Annotated in this window: 17 protein-coding genes; 13 read left to right on the top strand and 4 right to left on the bottom strand. The window is 43.1% G+C overall.

Features of this window, described 5'->3' with window-relative positions; genetic code table 11:
- Nucleotides 1-4: 4 nt before the first annotated feature.
- Both PSYCG_RS06655 and PSYCG_RS06650 read right to left on the bottom strand, forming a co-directional pair.
- On the bottom strand, nt 5-2056 hold the full coding sequence (locus PSYCG_RS06655) for a bifunctional protein-serine/threonine kinase/phosphatase (protein WP_020443519.1): 2052 nt from the start codon (nt 2054-2056) through the stop codon (nt 5-7).
- Between the two features lie 2 nt (nt 2057-2058).
- Nucleotides 2059-3570 carry a NarK family nitrate/nitrite MFS transporter gene (locus PSYCG_RS06650; protein WP_020443518.1) on the bottom strand — a complete coding sequence of 504 codons (1512 nt, stop codon included), beginning with the start codon at nt 3568-3570 and terminating at the stop codon, nt 2059-2061.
- A 559-nt stretch (nt 3571-4129) separates the two neighbouring features.
- On the opposite strand from PSYCG_RS06650, the gene nirB reads away from it, so the two are divergent.
- The 5 genes from nirB (at nt 4130) to PSYCG_RS06625 (ending at nt 9817) form a co-directional block, all read left to right on the top strand.
- Complete coding sequence (nirB, locus tag PSYCG_RS06645) at nt 4130-6739, top strand: nitrite reductase large subunit NirB (RefSeq protein WP_020443517.1); 2610 nt, start codon at nt 4130-4132, stop codon at nt 6737-6739.
- Nucleotides 6740-6784: 45 nt separating this feature from the next.
- Entirely contained in the window at nt 6785-7192 is a 408-nt protein-coding gene (gene nirD, locus PSYCG_RS06640) for a nitrite reductase small subunit NirD (RefSeq protein WP_020443516.1), read from the top strand.
- A 126-nt stretch (nt 7193-7318) separates the two neighbouring features.
- A complete protein-coding gene (locus PSYCG_RS06635) occupies nt 7319-7981 on the top strand; it encodes a hypothetical protein (RefSeq protein ID WP_020443515.1) in 663 nt (220 codons plus the stop codon).
- Between the two features lie 356 nt (nt 7982-8337).
- Nucleotides 8338-9300, top strand: a complete 963-nt coding sequence (locus PSYCG_RS06630; protein ID WP_020443514.1) for an acyltransferase — start codon at nt 8338-8340, stop codon at nt 9298-9300.
- A gap of 175 nt (nt 9301-9475) precedes the next feature.
- Complete coding sequence (locus PSYCG_RS06625) at nt 9476-9817, top strand: DUF3817 domain-containing protein (protein ID WP_144061762.1); 342 nt, start codon at nt 9476-9478, stop codon at nt 9815-9817.
- Nucleotides 9818-9836: 19 nt separating this feature from the next.
- On the opposite strand, the gene PSYCG_RS06620 is transcribed toward PSYCG_RS06625, so the two are convergent.
- Nucleotides 9837-10862 carry a hypothetical protein gene (locus tag PSYCG_RS06620; protein ID WP_020443512.1) on the bottom strand — a complete coding sequence of 342 codons (1026 nt, stop codon included), beginning with the start codon at nt 10860-10862 and terminating at the stop codon, nt 9837-9839.
- Nucleotides 10863-11087: 225 nt separating this feature from the next.
- On the opposite strand from PSYCG_RS06620, the gene PSYCG_RS06615 reads away from it, so the two are divergent.
- The 6 genes from PSYCG_RS06615 (at nt 11088) to PSYCG_RS06590 (ending at nt 19445) form a co-directional block, all read left to right on the top strand.
- Nucleotides 11088-12113: a LysR family transcriptional regulator gene (locus PSYCG_RS06615; protein ID WP_020443511.1), complete on the top strand. Its 1026-nt coding sequence runs from the start codon at nt 11088-11090 to the stop codon at nt 12111-12113.
- Between the two features lie 294 nt (nt 12114-12407).
- Nucleotides 12408-13694: an NRAMP family divalent metal transporter gene (locus PSYCG_RS06610; protein WP_011513645.1), complete on the top strand. Its 1287-nt coding sequence runs from the start codon at nt 12408-12410 to the stop codon at nt 13692-13694.
- Between the two features lie 372 nt (nt 13695-14066).
- The gene (gene prpB / locus PSYCG_RS06605) at nt 14067-14957 is read left to right on the top strand and encodes a methylisocitrate lyase (RefSeq protein ID WP_020443510.1); all 891 of its coding nucleotides are present in this window, start codon (nt 14067-14069) and stop codon (nt 14955-14957) included.
- A gap of 115 nt (nt 14958-15072) precedes the next feature.
- A complete protein-coding gene (gene prpC, locus PSYCG_RS06600; protein WP_020443509.1) occupies nt 15073-16200 on the top strand; it encodes a 2-methylcitrate synthase in 1128 nt (375 codons plus the stop codon).
- 249 nt (nt 16201-16449) lie between these two features.
- Nucleotides 16450-19083 (top strand): Fe/S-dependent 2-methylisocitrate dehydratase AcnD, encoded by a 2634-nt coding sequence (gene acnD, locus PSYCG_RS06595; protein ID WP_041772547.1) that lies wholly within the window; start codon nt 16450-16452, stop codon nt 19081-19083.
- A 122-nt stretch (nt 19084-19205) separates the two neighbouring features.
- Nucleotides 19206-19445, top strand: a complete 240-nt coding sequence (locus PSYCG_RS06590) for a type II toxin-antitoxin system Phd/YefM family antitoxin (RefSeq protein WP_020443507.1) — start codon at nt 19206-19208, stop codon at nt 19443-19445.
- Here PSYCG_RS06590 and PSYCG_RS06585 read toward each other — a convergent pair.
- Complete coding sequence (locus tag PSYCG_RS06585) at nt 19442-20395, bottom strand: hypothetical protein (protein WP_020443506.1); 954 nt, start codon at nt 20393-20395, stop codon at nt 19442-19444. The two genes, PSYCG_RS06590 and PSYCG_RS06585, sit on opposite strands and share 4 nt — an antisense overlap.
- Nucleotides 20396-20457: 62 nt before the next feature.
- Here PSYCG_RS06585 and prpF point away from each other — a divergent pair, with 62 nt between their 5' ends.
- Both prpF and PSYCG_RS06575 read left to right on the top strand, forming a co-directional pair.
- Nucleotides 20458-21714: a 2-methylaconitate cis-trans isomerase PrpF gene (prpF, locus tag PSYCG_RS06580; protein WP_020443505.1), complete on the top strand. Its 1257-nt coding sequence runs from the start codon at nt 20458-20460 to the stop codon at nt 21712-21714.
- 17 nt (nt 21715-21731) lie between these two features.
- Nucleotides 21732-23585, top strand: a complete 1854-nt coding sequence (locus PSYCG_RS06575) for an ABC transporter ATP-binding protein (protein WP_020443504.1) — start codon at nt 21732-21734, stop codon at nt 23583-23585.
- Nucleotides 23586-23663: the final 78 nt, after the last annotated feature.

Here is a 23663-nt window from a genome sequence, read left to right as displayed (position 1 = left end):
GCGCTTATAAGAAATAAGCCAACAGCGAAAAAATGAGCACAAACTGAATAAAGCAAATGCTATGCCATACCAGTAATGGGTTGCGTATGATGAGCGGCTCAGGGTCGCTAATATAATTGTGATTCTCAGGGTTAAAATCTTGTAAGAACTCGCCAATCGCTTGATAGCGAGCTTGGGTATTAGCAAGCAGCGCACGCATTAGCGCTTGCTGGCTGGCAGCAGGTACGCGGTACTGACGTAATAATTGAGTAGGTAGCGTTAAGGTATGATTTGCCTGATGTGAATGCATCAACGCTTGTGAGCTAAATGGCAGCTCGCCTGTTAGAAGCTCATAGCCAATCACCGCTATGGAAAATAAATCAGAATGCACACCTTTTGGTGCATCGGTGTAATATTCTGGTGCAGCGTAGTGCAAATCACCATTCGGTGGTCGCGTACTGTCTTTAAGTATGGAAGAGCTGGCTGAACCAAAATCTATCAATTTGACCGCGCCTGATGTGGTCAATAGGATGTTTTCCGGCTTGATATCTTGATGCAATAGATAGTTTCGATGCATCACCCGAACCGCCATGCCTATTTTGGTTAACAAATCATAGGTCTGCCACACATCACAAGGCGCATGACGATCCATAAAATCTCTTAGGCTTTCGCCTTCAATATATTCTGTGAGATGGTATAGATATGCACTGCTGGCTGGTATGGGGTAATAGCGTAGCAACCCTGAAGCACTAAGCGCTGAGCTTGCGTCTAGATAGGGTTTTATACTGCTGATGCCTGTAAGGCTGCTGTCACTAGATAGGTTATTAGGATCTGCTTGATTATATGCAGGCTCGCCCGCCCGTCTATGCTTAGATAAGCTTAGACCGATTTTACGCTCCTTTAGAAATTCGCGCAGATAATGACCATCGGTAATGGCACTAAGGCTTGGTGACTTTAGTGCAAATAGATGATGGTTTTCATCCTCTACTAGATATACTTCGCTACGAGCAGTGCGGGCTATAATATGCTTGACAATAAAACCATCAATCCGTGCCCCAACTTCTAAGCCCGTTAATAACTGATACCGATGGATGTCGTGAGGCATCGCATCATGCAGGCTAGCATTTTTATTATTACTATTGTTCTTAGTATGAGCGCTATCGGCTGTCTTTTGCTTATGGAGCGCTTGCGCATTCATACCGAGTATCACCATACTTAAATTGTCATGACTGCCCTCGTTAAACGCCTGCTCGCATATGCTTTGGCTGATGCTAAGACTATTCACTGCCCCGTCATTAGAGCTGTTATCCGTCGTATCTATCGTCTGACTCGGCTGACACAGCGCCTTTACTGCTGAACATAGCTCAAACTGGAGCTCGGACACTGCAATAGACTCATAGACGCCATCTGTCATCAGTGCTAAGCATTCATTTTGATGCAAGTTAAATACTGACTGCTGGAGCTCGACCATCGTATCCGCGCCAATAGCGGCAGATAGCGCGCCTTTATCTTGCCCATGGTGAATGCGGTGGTCTTTACTGAGCACTTTTATACTTTCTAAACCGACACGGTAAATACGTGAGTCGCCTGTATGAAACAGATGGATACGGTCGCCGATACACAGCAGGCCTGATAAGGTGGATAATAGTGGTGGCACGCGCTCATAGACTTGCGGGAAATAGAGGGCGTCATTGGCTTTATTGACCGCCTCCCGAATCAAAATGGCAACTTGATTGTCATCAAAGTCTATGTTTGCTGATTGCGATTTGTTCTCTGCCAATACCATCTCTTCAAGCGCTTCATTTTTAAGTGCCCCGTTTTTAAGTGCTAAGGTAAGATGGTGCGTGACAGTGTTGACCACCAATTGGCTGGCTTGTTTGGGGAACTGACAGGCACTGACACCATCCGCCATCAGCACCAATAAAGGCGCATGAGGACACTGAACACCGCCGTTGATGGTTGCTGTAAACTGTCCATACGGCAAGCATGTTGTTATCAGCAAGCTGTCTTGATTTTCAGACTTGCGCCCTTGCATGCTATGAAAATCAAGCTGCCACAGTGCCTCATTCATTGGCATAATTAGCTCACTTTAATTTGGGCAAAGCTGCCATCAGGCATCTCTTCGATGATGACGCCTTCAGGTTCTTTTAAAAAGAACAGTGCAAAGAAGCCAATGACGGCAGTCGCGGCGATTACCATGAAGAATACTTGATAAGAAACCAGACTTAGGACAGTTAAATAAACAACCGAGCCAACATTTCCATAAGCGCCGGTCATGCCAGCAAATTGTCCGGTCATGCTACGCTTGATCAGTGGAATAACCGCAAACACAGCACCTTCACCCGCTTGTACAAAGAAAGAGCAAAACATCGTGATGAATAATGCCAAGGCAATTGGCCATGTTGAATCCACGATGCCCATTAGTAGATAACCAACAGCCAAACCTGCGGTCAAAATCAGCAGCGTTATTTTGCGACCAAACTTATCGCTGAGCCAGCCGCCGCCCGGTCGCGACATCAAGTTCATAAACGCATAGCTAGATGCCAAAACCCCTGCCATCACAATTGATAGATTAAATGTCTCTTGATAGAAAAGCGGCAACATAGACACTACGGCAAGCTCTGAGCCAAAGGTCGCAAAGTATAAAATATTTAAGATACCGACTTGTTTAAAATCATATTGATGCGCTTTTGGCACAGGAGTCGTAAATACCTCTTTATTAAAGCGATAACTACTCACAAACTCATAAATATATAAAATAACCAATCCGATGTAGACGATATTGACACTTGCCTGACTGAGTAAGCTGACACCAGCGGGTGATAACTTCCATCCCAAAAGCGCTAACGCCAAATACATTGGCAGCTTAAACGCCATCATCAACCAAAAGTCACCTGCTGAAGTCACCATCATGGCACCAGATTTTTTGGGCTTAAAATACGTCGCACCCTTAGGCGTATCACGCACCATCTTATAAAAAATCACACTATAGAGCATCATCACCACCCCGGAGGTGGCTGTCGCATAACGCCATCCTTCATCACCACCAAATATAGCAGCAGCAATAATAGCTACTGTTGGCAACAGCAGCGCCGCCGCCGCCGAACCAAAATTACCCCAACCGCCATAAATACCTTCAGCAGTACCCAGCTCACTTGCAGGGAACCAATCACTCATTAGACGAATACCTACCACAAACCCAGCACCCACAAAGCCCAAGAAAAAACGGGACAGTGCCAGCGTGTTGTAATCTTGCGCAAAGGCAAAGGTAAAACATGGAATAGCGCCTATAGCCAAAATAGCGGTATAGACGAGGCGCGGACCAAAACGATCGGTCAACATACCAATAATGACTCGAGCTGGAATAGTCAAAGCGACGTTTAATATCAACAAGGTTTTGACTTGGTCCTTGGTCAAACTCAAAGTCTCACCGATGGCAGATAAGAATGGTGCGTGGTTAAACCATACAAAAAAGGTCAGAAAAAAAGCCATCCATCCAAGATGGAGTATCTGGTTTTTACCAGTAAAAGAGAGAATATTGAGCTTGTTTTTATTTGGTGCAGCAGGGCTCGGTGATGGCGATGACGACATAAGCGGTTTCCTTAAATAGTAAAATTCAGGGCTAACATGGAAAGCCGTAAGAACACGTTATGTTGAACGAACTGACCAGTTAGAGCATTTAAGGGGGTGCAATGGCTGTGCCAGCTGCCGCTATCCGCTTCGTTATACAGATAAAACCTCGGCTTTGATAAAAGCGTTCATGCTTTGCTATTGGTGACTTCCAAGCAGCTATTACAAGGTCATTCATAATTTAATAACCATATACAAACGCTAATTTTATCGAGATGAATGAAAAACCCTGACTGCCATAAATACAATCAAATTGGTGCATGGTTTTATCTATTTTGGTGCATCCATTTTTTATATCCTCACTTTTAATGAGAAAAGACTTTTTTATTTATCATTGCTATTTATATCCTCACACATACCACGCCGCCTAGGAAATACACTGTCATCGTCAGGTTTTTCGTCTGTAGTGATAAGACTCTCGCTTAAAGATATGGCGCTATATAACGGTGCTTGGCACAGTTATTGAAGATGTAATTACTGTAAGCACTATTTAGACAAACCCATGACTAAGGATAATTACATGAGTAGCACTATAGTGAGTAAGGCAGGTAAAGATAAGTTGGTGGTGATTGGTAACGGTATGGTTGGACATCATTTTATTGAGCGAGCCATAGAAAAAGGGTTACATGAGCAGTTTGAGATTCATGTTTTTGCTGAAGAAGACCGTCCCGCTTACGATCGGGTATATTTATCGAGCTACTTTGAGCATAAAGATGTTAGTAAGCTCAACTTGGTTGATTTAAGCGCCTATGCATCTGCCCAGATTCAATTGCATCTGAACCAGTGTATTGTAGATATTGACACCACCAATCAATACATCATCACTGAAGCTGGCGAGCGGATTGAATATGGTGAGCTGGTGCTGGCGACAGGCTCCTATCCATTTGTACCGCCGATTCCAGGGCGTGAGCATGCACACTGTCATGTATATCGCACCATTGCTGATTTGGATGACATTCTTGCCATCGCTGAGCAACCAAAAGTAAAGAAAGGCGTGGTTGTAGGTGGAGGGTTACTCGGGCTTGAAGCAGCAAAAGCACTGGTCACCTTAGGACTAGAGACTTATGTGGTAGAGTTTGCTCCGCAATTGATGGGCGTACAGCTTGATGCGGCTGGCGGCGATATTTTAAAACGAAAAATTGAAGCCCTCGGGGTCAAAGTATTGACCGGTAAGAATACTCAAGCCATTATTGATAATAGCGACGCCATACATAAAAACCTGAGCACCTTTAATGAGAATCCGTGCCAGCTGACCATGCAATTCACCGATGATACCTCGCTTGACACCGATATGATCGTCTTTAGTGCAGGTATTCGTCCGCAAGATGGCATTATCAAAAACAATCCTGAGTGCGGTATTGAGATAGGTGCACGAGGTGGTATTTTAATTGACGAAAAATGCCGCACCAATGCCGCGCATGTCTACGCTATCGGCGAATGCGCGGTGTGGGATAACCAAATATTTGGCTTAGTAGCACCAGGCTACAGCATGGCGAGTATTTGCGCGGCGCAAATCACAGGAGATCATTCGCAAACCTTTACGGGCGCTGATATGAGCACCAAGCTCAAACTCATGGGCGTGGATGTGGGTAGTATTGGCGACGCCCATGGCAAAAGCGCAGACAGTTTGAGCTATTTATATCAAAATCCTGCGACAGGTATCTATAAGAAACTGGTCACAACGTCTGATAATAAGCGCTTGCTTGGCGCGGTATTGGTTGGTGATACCGAAGACTATAACAATCTATTACAGCTATATCTCAACAATATCGACCTACCTGCCCACCCTGAAAGCCTCATACTACCCAACGTTGAAAAACCAACGATGGGTATAGAAAATTTACCAGATAGTGCCACGATTTGCTCATGCTACAACGTCACCAAAGGGGCTATTTGCGCGGCGGTTGAGAACGGTGCGTACTCCATTGCAGAAGTGAAATCCTGTACCAGTGCAGGTACAGGCTGTGGTGGCTGTGCGCCTATGGTGAAAGACACTTTAAGCTATCAGTTAACGACCCTTGGGTTTGAGGTCAATAACGACTTATGTGAGCACTTTGCCTATACCCGTCAAGAGCTCTATAGCTTGATTCGTGTTCATGGTATTAGAACATTTGATGCTCTGTTGGATGAGCATGGTAACGGTCATGGCTGTGAGATTTGCAAACCTACGGTCGCCTCCATCTTGGCCTCATGCTGGAATGATTATGTGCTCAAGCCTGAACTGACACCGTTGCAAGACAGCAATGACTATTATCTAGGCAATATCCAAAAAGACGGCACCTATTCGGTCGTACCTCGTGTGCCGGGTGGTGAAATCACCGCTGATAAGCTGATCATCCTCGGACAAGTCGCCAAAGAGTTTAATTTGTATACCAAAATCACAGGTGGTCAACGCGTGGATCTATTTGGCGCACGTCTAGACCAACTCCCTGATATCTGGACACAGTTGGTGCAAGCTGGCTTTGAGACCGGTCATGCTTATGGTAAGTCGTTGCGTACTGTTAAATCGTGTGTGGGTAATAACTGGTGTCGCTATGGTGTCGATGACAGTGTCGGCTTAGCCCTAAGATTAGAAGATCGTTATAAAGGGGTGCGTTCACCGCACAAGATAAAAATGGGCGTGTCCGGATGTACGCGTGAGTGTGCGGAGGCACAAAGCAAGGACTTTGGCATTATCGCCACCGAAAATGGTTGGAATTTATTTGTCTGTGGTAATGGCGGTATGACCCCGCGTCATGGCGAGCTGTTTGCCACCGATCTTGATAGCGACACGGTCATCAAATACATCGATCGCATTATTATGTTTTATATCAAAACAGCAGACAAACTCCAGCGTACCTCAAAATGGCGCGAGAGCTTAGATGGCGGATTGGAATATTTACAAGCGGTCATTATTGAAGACAGTTTAGGCATCGCTGACGAGCTAGAGGCGCAGATGCAACTGCTAATCGACAACTATGTGTGTGAGTGGAAAGCCACCATCACCGATAGCGAAAAGCTCAAACGTTTCCGTCACTTCGTCAATAGCGAGCAAGGGGATGACAATGTGGTCTTTGTCACCGAGCGCGAGCAGATCCGCCCTGCGACCGATAGTGAAAAAGCTAAAATCTTAGTGACCGAGCTGGCTTAATCAATGTCTAACACTTTCCGATCATATATGAATAAGGATCACCCAATGAACCAGTATACCGTTTGCAGATTAGAAGACATACTCCCTGAGACTGGTGTTTGCGCACTGATAGAGGGTAAACAAGTGGCAATTTTTCGCACTAAGGACGCTAAGCTTTTTGCGCTTGATAACTATGACCCCTTTAGTCAAGCCAATGTATTATCTAGAGGGTTAATTGGAGGCACTACCGTGACCAACGATGCTGGCATTGATGAAGCGGTACTGTATGTGGCCTCACCTATTTATAAGCAGAGATTTAACCTTGCCACCGGTCAATGCTTGGATGATACAAGTGTCACGCTTGCTACTTACCATGTTGAGCTTGATACCAGTCTTGAAAGTAATAATGTGGTGATAAAATATGATCAGTTAGAAGCGTCATCTACAACACTATTAGAAATGGAAGTTGTTTAAGGCGTAGCCGTCTTTTTAGCAAATTGAAACATGTAATTTACATTAAGATACTGAATAAAAAATTGTACTGGCATAATATTGGCGGTAAATATATTTCACTTAATGCCATTAAAAGGATCATAAATCATGTCTGACAAGTCTACTAATAACGATAACATTAAAAATGCCTTAGAGTCTCTTGAGAGTGCAGCGACAACGCCTTCAAATGATGCGGTAACAGGCGTAGAAGTAGTAAAAGGTGATACTGTCGTTTATGAAGACGGTGATTTTGAAGATTACAATGCTGACAAAGACTATGAGGTTGATGAAGAAACTAAGTCTGGCAAGGATGATGAGTCCAATAAAGACGATCAGGATGACAATTCTGCCAAAGAAGATAAGCACAGTACGACGATAGCGAACATCTATCAATGGGCTTCTAAGCTCAAAGATGACTTTATTTCTGACAAAAAAGAAGCGAAATCTGACGAAGAGGATAAGTCTGATTCTGAAAATGAAGACAAGCATGAGGACAAGCATAGTGCGACGATAGCTAATATCTATCAATGGGCTGCTAAGCTTAAAGAGGATTTTACGTCTGAAGCTTCTAATATGACGCTTGACGTTTCTGAAAAAGCGGTTGCTATTATGCTTAACAGACTTTTGGATGTCAAAACTGCCGAGTTAGAAGCTTTTGATAAGAAAGTGGCAGACTCTGAAGGATCGGTAGACAATGCAGAAGAAGAGCGTAGTAAGATTGCTGAGAAAAAAGACAAATACCAAGGTATGATTGATCAACTACAAGGCTAGTTAGCACTCTGATTGATTGGTACTTTGATTGATTGGTCTTATTGATCCAGTGTTAAGTATTTAGCACTGGATTTTTTATTGTTTTTGGCTTGTCGTGAGCTCAAGAGTGTTAGTGTCGATCATCGACTGTAAACCCTCTAAATATTAAGGGTACATTATAAACCTAGTTTGATATAAAAATAAATCAAATACGATTGACGTCTATTAGCTATTAGTTATCAGCTACTAGGTATATCCACGACTAACGGTGAAATGTAAAGCCAAACCAATTACGTAAACACGCCTATCGATTTCTGCTAGTATTATGCCACTACGTTACTAACCACTTATAATATGTAAGGTTAAGAGGATTTAACATGCGATTCAAATCATTCGTTCAAAAACTACATGAACGCAATCCTAAACTTGGCAAAATCGCTTCGCTGACCACAGCGACAGGCGTTATTACTTTTAATAGTATGTTGGCAGGTCCTCCTGTATGGATTATGGGTGCAGCCAAAGCTGTTACTGGTGCAGCGATTGCTGATAAAGCGGTCATTGATGTGACCAATTATTGGATTAACAGCAATAACGCGATGATCGATAATATTCTGCCGGATAAAGACTGGCGTATCAGCCTACCTGATGATATCCATACCAAGGGCAAGTATTTACTGGTAAGCAATCACCAATCATGGGTTGATACCAGTATCGTGCAATATATTAGTGAAAAGCGTTTGCCCTTGACGCGATTTTTTACCAAGTTTGAGCTGATATATATTCCAGTCATTGGTCAAGCTTTCTATTTTCTCGATTTTCCAATGATGCGTCGACACTCTAAAGAGGCGATTGCGAAAAATCCTGCCTTAAAAGGCAAAGATATCGAAGAAGCAAAACGCGCTTGTGCATTGCTGAAAGACAAGCCTTTTACACTGTTAAATTATCTAGAAGGCACACGTTTTACCACCGTAAAACGGGATAAGCAGCAGTCGCCCTATACGCATTTGCTTAAACCAAGAGCAGGCGGCTTGTCGCTAGCGATTAGTGCGCTTGGCGAAGACATCGATGGTATTTTAGATATGACCATCGTCTATCCTGATGGTGTGCCGACATATGGCGACTTATGGAAAGGCAATATCAAGCGTTTGGGCGTCGATGTCAGACATATTAAGATGCCTGATGACTTATTTGCCAGTGTTCAAAATGGCGGCTATGAGACTGATGAGGCGATAAAAGCAGAAATGTTTGATTGGGTTGAGCAAGTTTGGCAACAAAAAGATCAGCTCATTACTAAGATGCTTGCTGAATTTGAAAGTAAGCCCCCTGCCCTTGATGTTTAGCTAGCAAGCTTTTTAACTTAATCTGTTTTATTTGCACATATATTGACCGTTCTATTGGTTTTTTTACTAAAGACAATAATAGTAACCTACGGCTGCTATTATTGCTTACCTCGTTAAACGACCATACCTTATATGTCGATGACAAAAGGAAAATACAGTGCCACAGGCTCAGCCAATGTTTGAACCCGCCTCTAATCTTACAACAGAACAAAATACAGCATTAAAAACGCTTACGACGATAGGTTATCTAGAAGGCACCTCGTTTTTACTTTTGCTCTGCATCGCTATGCCACTAAAGTACATGATGGACATTCCAGAAGGGGTAAAGTATATCGGTATGGCTCACGGTGGCTTATTCATCGCCTATATTGTTGTACTCATGGGCACAGCCGTCAAAATAAAAATGCCTATATGGGCGATCCCTGCCGGCGTGCTTGGCTCGTTCTTACCATTTGGTCCGTTCATATTTGACCATTGGTTAAAAAAGAGCCTAAAGAAAAGCAAGAAAGTTATTTGAGACAAGAGTTTTTATGACGCTAATCATTGGTTTCACGATATAGCGTGTTTTGTGACTCTTCTCTAAAATCTTCGTATGTGATGGCAGGCTTTGATGTTGACGTACTAGCAGCTGCCTCATTATTCATTGCGTTCGTTTCAGGCTTGGGGTTTGATGCTTTGGCAGGGTCAGAGTCGCTGGGCACTTCAATGACAGCAGGTGGCGTATTAGCCTCTACCACAACATTTTTCTCAGTGGTGTTCATTTCAGTGTCAGTAGCTGTTTGTTTGGTGACCGGGCTTGTCTGAGTCGCGTTTTCATTAATAGGCGTGCCAGCTTCATTTAACGCTGTAGACGTAGTACCGGTGGACAAGAAACCAGTCGAAATTAACGTGAATACAGCACCAGAAATCATGAGTGAGCCAAGTACCATACCTATAATAAGTGGCTTTTTACTACTCTTCTGCTTTTGTATTGATTTTACTGCTTTCTTTTTTTTCGATTTTTTGATGGGTAAGGTTATCAAAGATGCAGTGCTGATAGGTTCATCAATATAAGCGCTATCATTTACCTCAGTATCTTCGTTTTTAACTGTAGAAGCTGCGTTATCAGTCGCCTCAGTTGTCATTAAAGGGTGTATAACCTTCTCATCTTCATCAGAGAAGTCCAAGCTTACCGATGTGCTCGCGTTATCAGATATCTGTAACCCTGCTGTATTTTCCACACTATCTTGCTCTTGGCTGCCAAATAACTCTAGTTCTGCTGCACTTAGTGGCTCATAGGATGACAGCTTGTCAGCGTTTTTGAGCGGTTGTAATATGTGCGGCTGAACAGAACTGTCCAATAGACTTGCACTAAGACCAACATCAGTCTCATCATAAGCATCAGTGGTGACAGTTGGCTCGGGATCATTTTCTGTATTTTCAATAGTCTCTACGCTTTCAACACGAGTGATATAACGCTCATAGATATTATGTTTACGATTACGCAGTCGTGGCTTCGTATTAGCGATTTTTGCTAAGTTTGCCTCTAAATCGGCGCTTTGCTTGTCTTTTTTGTCGCTCATGAAGTGATACCAAACCAGTTTATGCCACGAAACCGTAGATGACTGCTAGAATGAAGGGAAAAGTTTTTTAGTTTGCTAAAGTGTAACGCTATCGTTAATAAACAATATAGAGTGTCAACTTGTATGCTTCAAGCATAATTTTATAGTTTTGCTGTTATTGATATAAAATACAGTAGTATCCGTTTCATCAATCGACATGATATTACAGATAAATGAGCATAAAACATGGATTTAAAGCAGCTCAATGCGTTTATTGCCGTTGCCGAGCTTAGGAGCTTTAGTGCAGCCGCTACCAAAATCGGACTGTCACAGCCCAGTTTAAGCCGTTTACTCAAGCAACTTGAGACAGACATGGGCGTGATGTTGGTTGATCGTTATCACAGACCGCTACATTTAACAGAAGCTGGCACGTTCTTTTACGATAAAATCAGTACCATACTGACAGAAGTCGATACGGTTGTTGGTATGACCCAGCGCTTATCTGCCCCTAGCAGCGCATTAAATATCGGTTTCGTACCCTCTATACTGTATGGGTTGCTACCTGAGATTATTGCCAGACTGAAGCAGTCCAATCCTGAGATTGACGTCAACCTAAAGGACATCAGCTCTTATCAGCAAATGGATGCGCTCAAATCTGGTGATATCGATATTGGTTTTGGACGCTTTGCCCATCAAGACCCATGGATACAGCAAATACTGTTACGCCACGAGCGCTATGTCGTTGCCCTCCCCAAAGCCCATCCGCTTGCCAATGTGCGCGAGCAACGCTTGATCGATTTGGCCAATAACCGCCTGATTCTCTATCATCAAACCCACTTACCTGTATCTACAACACCAGAAACGGTATCAGGCACAGGGATTCCTAAAACCTTGGGGCAGAATAAGAAAAATAATACGAGCCATAATCAAGCCTCTACTGTTGAGCAGATAACAGAGCCTTTACTATATTTATTTGCACAGTACGGTATCTCTCCATTTATGACCACCACCGTCAGTGACTTGCAAGTGGCACTCGGGTTAGTAGCGGCGGGCGAAGGCATCACCTTAGTCCCTGCCAGTTTAAAGACAGTGCGGACGGAGCAGATCAGCTATCAGCGTCTCATTCACGAAAACGTCACCTCACCTATTTATCTGCATACACTTAAGGATTTTGTGCATCCTCATATTCCTGACTTATTGCGTGCGACTTATCATGTCTATGAGCAGCGCGGCATTACTTACCGCCGGCAAAAATTTGAATCTCAGCGCTAAATTATCAGATATTGAGTCATAATTGTGGTATAAAGAAGCCCGAAAAAATAGCCATTGATAAATCTTGATATTTATATTTAATTATGCTAACTATCAGGAATGGCTATGCAAAAAATAAGTAATAATTATATGAATAATCATTCTACTAAACCAGATTGGTGTGCTAAAGTCGATACAAGACAAATCGTTTTAAGAAACAGTACTAATAAATAATCTTAAGCGATGCGCTCATGATCATTGGCAAACTGACACAGGTAAGTGATGATTTGCCGTTTTAACCATTTCGAGGTAAGCATGACCACACAACCACTCAATAACCCAAGCGCCACAGGCGATACTCTCTCCGCGCAGCAAGAAGGCTTTAGCTGGCGAATCTTTGGTCCCGGTATTCTGATGGCGACTGCTGCTATTGGCGGCTCGCATCTGATTTCATCGACACAGGCTGGCGCGTTATATGGCTGGCAGCTGGCGATCATGATTATATTAGCCAACGTCTTTAAGTATCCGTTCTTCCGCTTTGCCACCGATTATGTCTATGACACTGGCGAGAGCTTAATCGCAGGCTATGCCAAACGCTCAAAAGCCTATCTCTGGATTTATTTTATCCTATCTATTTTATCGGCGGTGATTAGTACGGGGGCTGTGACATTGCTTGCGGCAGTGATATTGGGCTTTATGCTGCCCGCATCTGTAGGACTATCAAGTATTGCCTTAGCTGTCATTATCGTTGCGGTATGTTGGTTTTTTCTGATTGCTGGTCATTATAAATTGCTTGACGGCGTGACTAAGTGGATTATGATTGCGCTCGTATCTGCAACCGTGTTAGCGGTGATGATTGCTGCTGGTAAGCCGACGGTTATGGTGGCGGATTTTGTCCCTGCCTCTCCTTGGAACTTGGCGACTTTAGGGTTTATTGTGGCTCTTATGGGTTGGATGCCAGCACCACTTGAGTTCGCTGCCATCACCTCGATGTGGACATCAGCCAAGAGAAAAGCGGACAATACCACTCACCGTCAGGGGTTACTGGATTTTAATGTCGGTTTCTTAGTTTCCGCTATTTTAGCCTTGTTCTTTTTAGCGTTGGGCGTTTTCGTGCAATACGGCTCAGGTCAAGAGATTCAAACCGCAGGTGTCGCTTATATTGATCAGCTTATCAATATGTATACCGCCACTATCGGTGAATGGTCAAGACTACTGGTCGCCTTTGTCGCCTTTATGTGTATGTTTGGCACCACTATTACCTGTGCGGATGGCTATGGACGTGCCAATGCCGAATGCTGGCGCTTACTAAAAGGTGAAGACGAGATTAATAAAAAGCAAATCGCCTTTTGGACCACTTATGCTATTGGTGGCGGTCTTTTGATTATCAGCTTCTTTGCAGGTCAATTAGGCGCTATGCTGAAGTTTGCGATGATATCCGCCTTTATATCTGCGCCTATCTTTGGTTGGTTAAACTATTCGCTCGTGAAAAACCATAAAAAGCTATCAGCCGGTATGAACGCCTATTCGATTGCAGGGCTTGTATTCTTAGGTGGCTTTACCTTGTTATTCCTAGCTAGCCTTGCAGGTATTATTGGTTAAATATAACCGTACGTCAATTTAGGCTACGATAGACTTAATAGAGTAAAAGCCCTTTTAGCCAGACTAAGAGGGCTTTTTTGTAGACAACGATAAAACGCTTATAGATATAATTGTAACCAGATGTAAATATTTAATTAGGAGAAATGCAGCGTTTGATACGTTATGAATACTAATAGATATAAACCTCTAATTAATGGATAGCATTATCCATAAAATAAATAGTATTAATATATTTAATTTTTTAATTTAATTTATATTAACAGTTTAATGAAAATCCCGCTTTGCAGTCCTGAATAATTGGTTATAATCAAGCACAACGATTGAATCGCGAATGATAACGACAAGATCTTCCCTCCACGTAAGGACCACGACATGACCCTATCAGCTGGCGCTCGCTTTCGCAGTGCAATGAAACAAAAAAATGATAATAATCAACCGCTACAGATTGCTGGCGCGATTAACGCCTACACTGCAATGATGGCAACTCAAGTTGGTCATCAAGCCTTATATCTCTCTGGTGCTGGCGTGGCCAATGCCTCATTTGGCTTGCCAGATTTGGGTATGACTAGCCTTGATAACGTCTTAGAAGATGCGCGCCGTATTACCGATGCGGTTGATACGCCATTATTGGTTGATATCGACACCGGTTTTGGTGGTGCGTTTAATATTGCTCAAACCATTCGTAAAATGGAAAAAGCCGGTGTGGCGGCGGTTCATATCGAAGACCAAGTGGCGCAAAAGCGTTGTGGTCATCGTCCAAATAAAGAAATCGTTAGTATCTCAGAAATGGTTGATCGCCTAAAAGCGGCACTTGATGCCAAGACGGACAAAGATTTTGTGGTGATGGCACGTACCGACGCCCTATCTGTCGAAGGTCTTGATGCAGCGGTTGAGCGCGCGGTTGCTTTTCAAGAAGCTGGTGCTGATATGATTTTTGCAGAAGCACTCACTGATATCGAGATGTACCGTAAGTTTACCGACGTGCTTGATATTCCAGTCCTAGCTAATATGACCGAATTTGGTCAGACCGATCTATATACCACCGAGCAGTTATACGCGGTGGGTGTCGATATGGTGCTTTATCCGTTGTCAGCCTTCCGTGCGATGAACAAAGCGGCATTAAATGTTTATCAGCATCTGCTTAATGATGGCACACAAGAAAAAGTTGTCGACACCATGCAAACCCGTATGGAGCTGTATGACTTCTTAAACTATCATGAGTTTGAACAAACGCTAGACAAGTTATTTGCAGATAATAAGTAGTTTTAGCGGTTAAAAGCGTTGGTTTTTCTATCAATGAACATGCCAGCGCATTATCTAATATTTGCAGTACCTTTATCTTTCATCCAACACAAGCTACCAACAAAAGGAATTTATTATGGCAGCACAAAAAGAACTTTCGGGCGCAGGTCTTCGTGGTCAAGTAGCAGGTAAGACGGCTCTATCTACCGTTGGTAAATCAGGCTCAGGTCTGACTTATCGTGGTTATGATGTCTCAGAATTGGCAGACAAGTGCATCTTTGAAGAAGTCGCTTATATGTTGCTATACGGCAACTTACCTACCCAAAGTGAGCTTGATGCTTATCAAACTAAATTGAAAGGTTTACGTGGCTTACCACAAGCATTAAAAGATGTGCTTGAGCGTATTCCTGCAGACGCCCATCCGATGGACGTATTACGTACCGGTTGCTCGATGCTTGGTAACCTTGAGATGGAAACTGACTTCTCACAAGAGAACGATAAAACCGACCGTATGCTGGCGGTTTTCCCATCAATCATCAATTACTGGTATCGCTTCAGCCACGACAACGTGCGTATCGAAACTGAAACTGATGACGATACCATTGGCGGTCATTTCTTACATCTGCTAAAAGGTGAAAAACCAAACGAGCTACATACTAAGGTAATGAACGTCTCACTGATTCTTTATGCTGAGCATGAGTTTAATGCTTCGACCTTTACCGCTCGCGTTTGTGCATCTACTTTATCTGACATTCATTCTTGTATCGCTGGCGCGATTGGCTCATTACGCGGTCATTTGCATGGCGGCGCCAACGAAGCTGCGATGGATATGATTGAAGGCTTTACTTCTCCTGATCAAGCAGAGTCTGAGATGATGGCAATGCTGGCGCGTAAAGATAAGATTATGGGCTTTGGTCATGCTATCTATAGCGAATCAGATCCACGTAATGTCGTGATTAAAGGTTGGGCTGAAAAACTGGCAGCAGATGTTGGTGATGAAGTGCTATACCCAGTATCAGTACGCTGTGAAGAAGTCATGTGGCGCGAGAAAAAACTCTTCTGTAACGCCGATTTCTTCCATGCGTCTGCCTATCACTTTATGGGTATTCCAACCAAGCTGTTCACGCCAATCTTTGTTTGCTCACGTTTAACAGGCTGGGCAGCACACGTGTTTGAGCAACGTGCGAACAACCGTATCATTCGCCCAAGTGCGGAATATACTGGCGAAGAGCTGCGCCCAGTACCAGAGATGAGCGCGCGTTAATCCATATGTATTTACTATCTCGCATAAATACTTATGCGAGATAGCCGGCTTAACTGCTAGACATATACAACAATTTAGCAGTTAAACCTTTTCTTAATAACCTCACTGTCTTTTTAAGCATATTTTTTTAGCAAAGCCCTTTTCTAACGTCTCATTTCACTGATGATTTTGCTAAAAGAATGACTATTTTTTGAATTTAAACCAGCCAACAGCTAAAGGTGACTTATGGACAACGCCCTTGTACAACCGATGAATGAACCCTTTAAAAAGCCATTACCTGGCACAGATTTGTATTACTTTGATACCCGCGAAGCAATCGAAAATATCGAAGCTGGCGCGTATGACAAGCTACCGTTCTGCTCAAAAGTATTGTGTGAAAACTTGGTACGCCGCTGCCCACCAGAAGATTTAACCGCAGCGCTCAAGCAGCATATCGAGGGCAAACAAGACTTAGATTTTCCGTGGTACCCGGCTCGCGTCGTTTGTCATGATATCTTAGGTCAGACCGCATTTGTTGATTTGGCGGGTCTCCGTGACGCCATCGCTGAGCAAGGCGGTGACCCATCAAAAGTGAATCCTATCGTCCCAACGCAATTGATTGTTGACCATTCATTGGCCGTTGAGCATGCAGGTTTTGAAGAAAACGCTTTTGAGAAAAACCGTGCTATCGAAGAGCGCCGTAACGATGACCGTTTTCACTTTATCAACTGGTGTCAGTATGCCTTTGATAACGTCAACGTCGTACCGCCTGGTAACGGCATCATGCACCAAATCAACCTAGAAAAAATGTCACCGGTTGTACAAGTGGTGCAAAATAAAGCCGGTGAACAAGTGGCGTTTGCCGATACCTTGGTCGGTACCGATAGCCACACGCCGATGGTTGATGCTTTAGGCGTTATCTCAATCGGTGTTGGTGGGCTTGAAGCGGAAAGCGTCATGCTAGGCAACCCGTCTTATATGCGCCTCCCTGATTACGTTGGCGTCAAGCTAACTGGTAAATTGCAAAGAGGCATTACTGGTACCGATTTGGTATTGGCTATGACCGAGTTCTTGCGTGATGCAGGCGTGGTGTCTACTTATATTGAATTCTTCGGTGAAGGTGCGCGCCAATTGAGCGTTGGTGACCGTGCATCTATCTCAAACATGACCCCAGAATATGGCGCAACCGCGGCGATGTTCTATATCGATGAGCAAACCATCGATTATTTACGCCTAACCGGTCGTAGCGAAGCGCAAATTAAACTGGTTGAGCAGTACGCCAAACAAACGGGTCTGTGGGCTGATGGCATGGAAAAAGCTGAGTACGCACGTGTGCTTGAGTTTGATTTATCCGCAGTCGTCCGCAATATGGCAGGTCCTTCGCGCCCACATGCCCGTGTATCAACCACAGACTTGGTTGCGAAAGGAATTGCTCATGGCGAAGGTGATAAATTACCTGAACCAAAAGATGGCTTAATGCCAGATGGCGCGGTGATTATCGCCGCAATTACCAGCTGTACCAATACTTCTAACCCTCGAAATATGGTTGCCGCTGGCCTTGTCGCTCGTAATGCCAATGCAAAAGGCTTATTGCGTAAGCCTTGGGTAAAATCGTCTTTAGCACCAGGTTCAAAAACCGTCAAAATGTACCTAGAAGAAGCGGGTCTGATGCCTGAGCTACAAGAAATCGGCTTTGACGTGGTTGGCTTTGCTTGTACCACTTGTAATGGTATGAGTGGCGCGCTTGATCCTGATATCGAAAAAGAAATCATCGATAACGATCTGTTCACCACTGCGGTATTATCGGGTAACCGTAACTTTGATGGTCGTATCCACCCGTATGCCAAGCAAGCGTTCTTAGCGTCACCGCCACTGGTCATCGCTTATGCTATCGCCGGTAATATCCGTTTTGATATTGAAAAAGACTCATTGGGTAAAGACCAACATGGCAATGACGTTTATCTAAAAGACATATGGTTTGATGATGACGAAGTCGATGCCATCGTTGCCAAAGCCGTGAAGCCTGAGCAGTTCAATGCCGTGTATATCCCGATGTTTGATGAAGCCAAAAAAGATACGGGTAAAGCGCTCAGTCCACTATATAACTGGCGTGATCAGACCACTTATATTCGTCGTCCACCCTATTGGGAAGGCAAAATGGCAGCGATGAATAAGCTAAAAGGTATGCGTCCATTAGCGGTATTAGGTGACAATATTACCACTGACCATTTATCACCGTCTAATGCGATTTTGGGTGACTCAGCAGCTGGCGAGTACCTTGATACCATGGGTCTGCCAAGCGAGGACTATAACTCTTATGCCACCCATCGCGGTGACCATCTAACAGCTCAGCGTGCGACATTTGCTAACCCTAAGCTGTTGAATGAAATGGTACGCGATGAGCAAGGTGAAGTAATACAAGGTTCGCTTGCTAGGGTTGAGCCACAAGGTCAAGTTATGCGTATGTGGGAAGCAATCGAAACCTATATGAACCGTGAACAGCCGCTGATCATTATCGCAGGTGACGGCTATGGTCAAGGATCAAGCCGCGATTGGGCTGCTAAAGGTGTGCGTTTAGCAGGAGTTGAGGTGGTGGTCGCTGAAGATTTCGAACGTATTCATCGTCAAAACTTGGTCGGTATGGGCGCACTACCTTTGCAGTTTGAAAAAGGTACGACTCGTAACACACTAAATATAGACGGTACAGAAGTCTTTGATGTCACAGGCGAAGTTTCTGCTGGCGGCATGATGACGCTGGTGATTAACCGTGCTGATGGTAGCACGACTGAAACCCCTATCATTTGCCGTTTAGATACCGCTGATGAGGTTAAAATGTATAACGCAGGCGGGATGCTACAGCGCTTTGCCAAAGAGTTTATCGATGGCACGCTAGATATTGTTTAAGCGTTTGAGTGTTAAATAAAAAAAGAGCCGATGTTGTATAAATTATACGGCATCGGTTTTTTCGTTGATAGTAATGGATATTTATATGATACTTGATAGAAGTTATTTAAAAGAGAAGTTCTATGAAAAGTATCAGATTTTCTGAAGCGAACGAAGACCTTGAAGCAGTTTTAAATACTGTAAATTATCATGATGACCCGATCGTTGTAGTTCGTCAAAATTATGGTGCTGCAGTTATCATGTCGCTTGCTCATTATAACGGCTTGATGGAGACTCTTTACTTATTAAAGTCGTCTGCCAATGCAAATCATCTGGCTACATCCATTGAGCAGTATCGGGCTGCCAGTCGTATCGCGAACTAATGCAATAATAAGAATTCGTCAATAGAAAGAACCTTCGTTGTAGAGCCAACAAAAGCGTAGCATGCTTTAGTTTTTTGCCTAAATTTGTAATCATCTGAAAGTAAATAGTCAAAGTGCCAAGCAGTTCCAGCATGAGCTGAGTCACGCATAGATGCAGCGTGGAAACCTTTTTTATTAGTATCGTTTTGGAATTTATCAGAATAGTAACCGATCCAATTCAGGAGGTTGAAAAAGAATTCAATCTTTGTTTCTATATTATCTGCATCAAATTGAAATATATTCATGAAATGAGGATCATAATCACATAAGGCTTTAATAATAAAAAACATAGCTTCTTCAGGTTCTATTGACTTAATTTCAGTATCCATTTTGATACATTCTCTAAAATGAACTGGGTCAAAATCTAGTAGCTCATTACTTATATTAGAAAAATAATTTATTGTAAAGCCGACTGCTTTTTCTGAAAAATATTTATTTACTTTTGTCAAAATGGGTATTTTATCATTTAAGTAAGAGAACGGTATGTTGATAGCTTCACCAAGCATACTATTAAAACTATCTTTTGTGGTTATGCCAATATTGATTCCATTTATTCTTTTGATAAATTTCTCAGCACTAGCATGAAGCTTTTTAGAAAACTTACCTTCATGTACTTTGAGGAAATTTTTATATATAAAATTTACATTATATTCATTGGGTGTAAATAGTCTATCCCAATAAATTGCATTCAGTAGTTTTAGGGTTTCTAAGTGCTCATCTATATGGATCTTACTGTCTATATTATAGATTTCTAATAAAGTTACACGTGAGTAAACTATAGTATATTTTTTAGAAGTGAGTAATATTAGTAGTTGGATCAACTTTGAATCACTCTTATAGAGTTTATTGACTCTTAATTCCGTTAAAACATTTTGGTCTAGATAGACTGTTTTCTTATTAGTTTCAACCACAATTAAATTATCCCAATATTATCAATATCACTATAATAACATTATTAAAAGGACTTCTAGCAATGACCCAACCAACTCCATCTTTCGCCCCACAAATCTCAGTTCCGGCTACCTACATGCGCGGCGGCACATCTAAAGGTACGTTTTTTAAACTGTCTGATTTACCTGAGCGTTGCCAAGTTGCTGGTGAATCACGTGATAAGTTTTTACTACGTGTCATCGGTAGCCCAGATCCTTACGGTAAGCAAATCGATGGATTAGGTAATGGCAGCTCTAGCACGTCAAAAACAGTTATTTTATCGGTTTCTGATAAATCAGATCATGATGTGAATTATCTGTTCGGACAAGTCAATATCGCAAAGCCTATGATTGATTGGGCGGGTAACTGTGGCAACTTAACTGCAGCGGTTGGTGCCTGTGCCATTAATATGGGTTTGGTCGATGCTGACAAGATTACTAACAGCCTCGAAGACAACGCAGATAGCGGTATATGTGAAGTACGCATTTGGCAAGAGAATATCGGTAAAACCATTATCGCCCACGTGCCTGTGTATCAAGATGAGCAAGGCAAGGTACAAGTGCAAGAAACCGGTTACTTTGAATTAGACGGTGTAACCTTCCCAGCCGCTGAAGTCAAAATTGAGTTCATCGATCCGGTTGATTCATCTAGTGACATGTTCCCGACAAACAATCTAATCGATGACTTTGATGTCTCTGGCTGTGGTCTAAATACTGATAGTGTCAAAGCGACCTTTATCAGTGCCGGTATTCCAACTATTTTTATGAAAGCGGAAGATTTGGGCTTTACCGGTACTGAGTTACAAGGCGACATCAATAGCGATGGTGAGCTACTTGCCAAGCTTGAGAATATCCGTGCCAAAGGTGGCGTTGCAATGGGACTCTTTAAAGACGTCTCTGAGGCACAGACCAGCCAACACATTCCTAAAATCGCTTGGGTGGGCGCAGCACAAAGTTATACGGCCTCTAGTGGTAAATCGGTCGATGCAAGCGATATTGATTTAGTCGTACGTGCCATGAGTATGGGGCAATTGCATCATGCCATGATGGGTACAGCAGCAGTTGCTATTGCTGCCGCGGCAACCACACAAGGCACGCTCGTCAATCAAGCGGCAGCTGGTGAAGGTCAATCTGAAAAGCCGCTTAATGAAGTGCGTTTTGGTCATCCATCAGGTACATTGCTTGTCGGTGGCAAAACTGAACTGGTTGATGGACGCTGGCAAGCCAAAAAGGTATCGATGAGTCGCTCAGCAAGGCGTATCATGGTTGGTGAAGTTTTTGTGCCAGCGGATGCCTTTTAAATTTTAAATAGGTTTTTATGCCAACCCGTCCCCAGTCACGCCATGTGCAGTTAGATAAAAAGCCGCCGCTCAAAAAAGTTGAGCGGCGCGCATTGCTGTGGGATATCCTCAAAAAGCTTGCTGTATTTGCAAAACCTTACCGTTTACTCATTATTGCCACACTGATACTAACGGTGCTTGGCTCCTTTACCGCGCAAGTTAATGCCTTTGTGTTGCGCTATGCCGTTGATACTTTGACCGAAATCGCTACCCTTGCCGATCCATGGGAGGCTGGCGTGCGCATGCTAACCATCATTAGTGCGGTACTCTTAACCAAAGAGATATTGTCGATATTCATCTCTTTTGGACAGCGCTTCTTCGGTGAAAAAATTCGTATCAATCTCTCTCGTGATTTATCACAAAAAATCATTGAGCGTATCTTAACTTACCGCATGGCATTTTATACCAGTAGTGAAAACGACAGCGGAAAATTGCAAACTCGTATTGATTATGGCGTTAGTAGCTTAACCAGTTTAGTGCAAAACTTCTTTATCGATATGCTACCGCTGTTTGCCAGTGCGATCGTCTCACTCATTATCATGTTTTCGACCAACTTTTGGATAGGCTTGGTTGGTCTGATTATCATCCCGATTTACTTTTTTATCAGCCAAAAACAAGCGAGGCGGTTGCAAGGTTTTCGTCGTCAAATGCGCGGCTTTAGAGAAGCCAAAAGCGGGATGGTTATATCGCTGATTAATTCTATCAGTGTCGTAAAATCGTTTGTCCGCGAGTCTATCGAGGCGGAGAAGCATTTACAGATTCAAAAAGACATGACCGATAATCAGCTGCGTATTCGTAGCATTGGTTTTATTTATGACGCGGTAAAAACCTTTATTGAGCAAATAGGCGTGGTGGTGATTATTTTACTGACCGCCTACTTTGTATTAAAAGGTCAAATGACCATTGGCATGATTTTATTCCACGTCATGCTGTTTCAAAACGTCGCCGCTCCTATCCGTCAATTACATCGTATTTATGACCAAATCAACAATGCCTTAACCTATGCCGAAGGATTTTTTGAGATTTTAGAAGATGAAAGCCAAGTTGAGAACATCACTGGCAGGAGCAGTAAAGATTTAAAAGGTCTCATTGAACTGAAAAACGTTGATTTCACTTATCCCAATGGCACCCAAGCGCTAAAGGATGTCAGCTTTACCATCAGACCCAATCGTATTACTGCACTGGTGGGCTTAAGCGGTGCTGGCAAGAGCACCATTATTAGCTTATTGGTAAAATTTTACGCGCCAGATAGCGGCAAGATATATTTAGATGGGCATAATTTAGCCGACTGTGATACTCATGAGTTGCGTCAAAATATCGGTCTAGTGCTACAAAGCAATCATATATTTTCGGGTACGATTGGCGAAAATATCCGCTATGGCGATATGAATGCGACTGATGAAGATATTATCATTGCAGCAAAAAAAGCCTCTATTCATGAGCAAATCATGTCGTTATCCAAAGGCTATGAGAGTACCGCAAAATCCCTATCAGGTGGCCAGCAGCAACGTATTGCGCTAGCAAGGATGTTCTTAAAGGATCCGCCTATTGTGTTTTTGGATGAACCAACGGCTAGCCTAGACGCTATTGCCAGTCAACAGGTCAAAAAAAGCTTAGATCTTATTAAGAAAGACCGTACTGTGATTATGGTGTCGCACAATATTGCCCAAATCATTGATGCCGATGACTTAGTAGTGATAGAAGACGGGCGCGTGGTCGAGACTGGCACTCATGAAGAGCTTTACCATAAAGGCGGCAAGTATTTTGAAATATTCAGCGCCATGTCAGATAGTCTGAACTTAGATAAAATTAGTCAAACCTTGAATAGTTAATGCGGTATGAAATCGTTATAATGCTCACTCTTTGCTGCATCCTATTTTTGATTATCCTTTAAATCGTTAGAAGCTGTG

This window comes from Psychrobacter sp. G (genome assembly GCF_000418305.1).
GTDB lineage: Bacteria > Pseudomonadota > Gammaproteobacteria > Pseudomonadales > Moraxellaceae > Psychrobacter > Psychrobacter cryohalolentis.
This window is presented reverse-complemented; position numbering and strand designations above follow the sequence as displayed.

Excerpts from the sequence above, each read along its gene's own strand:
- PSYCG_RS06650 (WP_020443518.1), bottom strand. The coding sequence starts at position 3,570 with ATGTCGTCATCGCCATCACCGAGCCCTGCTGCACCAAATAAAAACAAG.
- nirD (WP_020443516.1), top strand. The coding sequence starts at position 6,785 with ATGAACCAGTATACCGTTTGCAGATTAGAAGACATACTCCCTGAGACT.
- prpC (WP_020443509.1), top strand. The coding sequence starts at position 15,073 with ATGGCAGCACAAAAAGAACTTTCGGGCGCAGGTCTTCGTGGTCAAGTA.
- PSYCG_RS06575 (WP_020443504.1), top strand. The coding sequence starts at position 21,732 with ATGCCAACCCGTCCCCAGTCACGCCATGTGCAGTTAGATAAAAAGCCG.
- prpB (WP_020443510.1), top strand. The coding sequence starts at position 14,067 with ATGACCCTATCAGCTGGCGCTCGCTTTCGCAGTGCAATGAAACAAAAA.
- PSYCG_RS06620 (WP_020443512.1), bottom strand. The coding sequence starts at position 10,862 with ATGAGCGACAAAAAAGACAAGCAAAGCGCCGATTTAGAGGCAAACTTA.
- PSYCG_RS06630 (WP_020443514.1), top strand. The coding sequence starts at position 8,338 with ATGCGATTCAAATCATTCGTTCAAAAACTACATGAACGCAATCCTAAA.
- PSYCG_RS06635 (WP_020443515.1), top strand. The coding sequence starts at position 7,319 with ATGTCTGACAAGTCTACTAATAACGATAACATTAAAAATGCCTTAGAG.
- PSYCG_RS06655 (WP_020443519.1), bottom strand. The coding sequence starts at position 2,056 with ATGCCAATGAATGAGGCACTGTGGCAGCTTGATTTTCATAGCATGCAA.
- PSYCG_RS06610 (WP_011513645.1), top strand. The coding sequence starts at position 12,408 with ATGACCACACAACCACTCAATAACCCAAGCGCCACAGGCGATACTCTC.
- PSYCG_RS06625 (WP_144061762.1), top strand. The coding sequence starts at position 9,476 with ATGTTTGAACCCGCCTCTAATCTTACAACAGAACAAAATACAGCATTA.
- acnD (WP_041772547.1), top strand. The coding sequence starts at position 16,450 with ATGAATGAACCCTTTAAAAAGCCATTACCTGGCACAGATTTGTATTAC.
- nirB (WP_020443517.1), top strand. The coding sequence starts at position 4,130 with ATGAGTAGCACTATAGTGAGTAAGGCAGGTAAAGATAAGTTGGTGGTG.
- PSYCG_RS06590 (WP_020443507.1), top strand. The coding sequence starts at position 19,206 with ATGAAAAGTATCAGATTTTCTGAAGCGAACGAAGACCTTGAAGCAGTT.
- PSYCG_RS06615 (WP_020443511.1), top strand. The coding sequence starts at position 11,088 with ATGGATTTAAAGCAGCTCAATGCGTTTATTGCCGTTGCCGAGCTTAGG.
- prpF (WP_020443505.1), top strand. The coding sequence starts at position 20,458 with ATGACCCAACCAACTCCATCTTTCGCCCCACAAATCTCAGTTCCGGCT.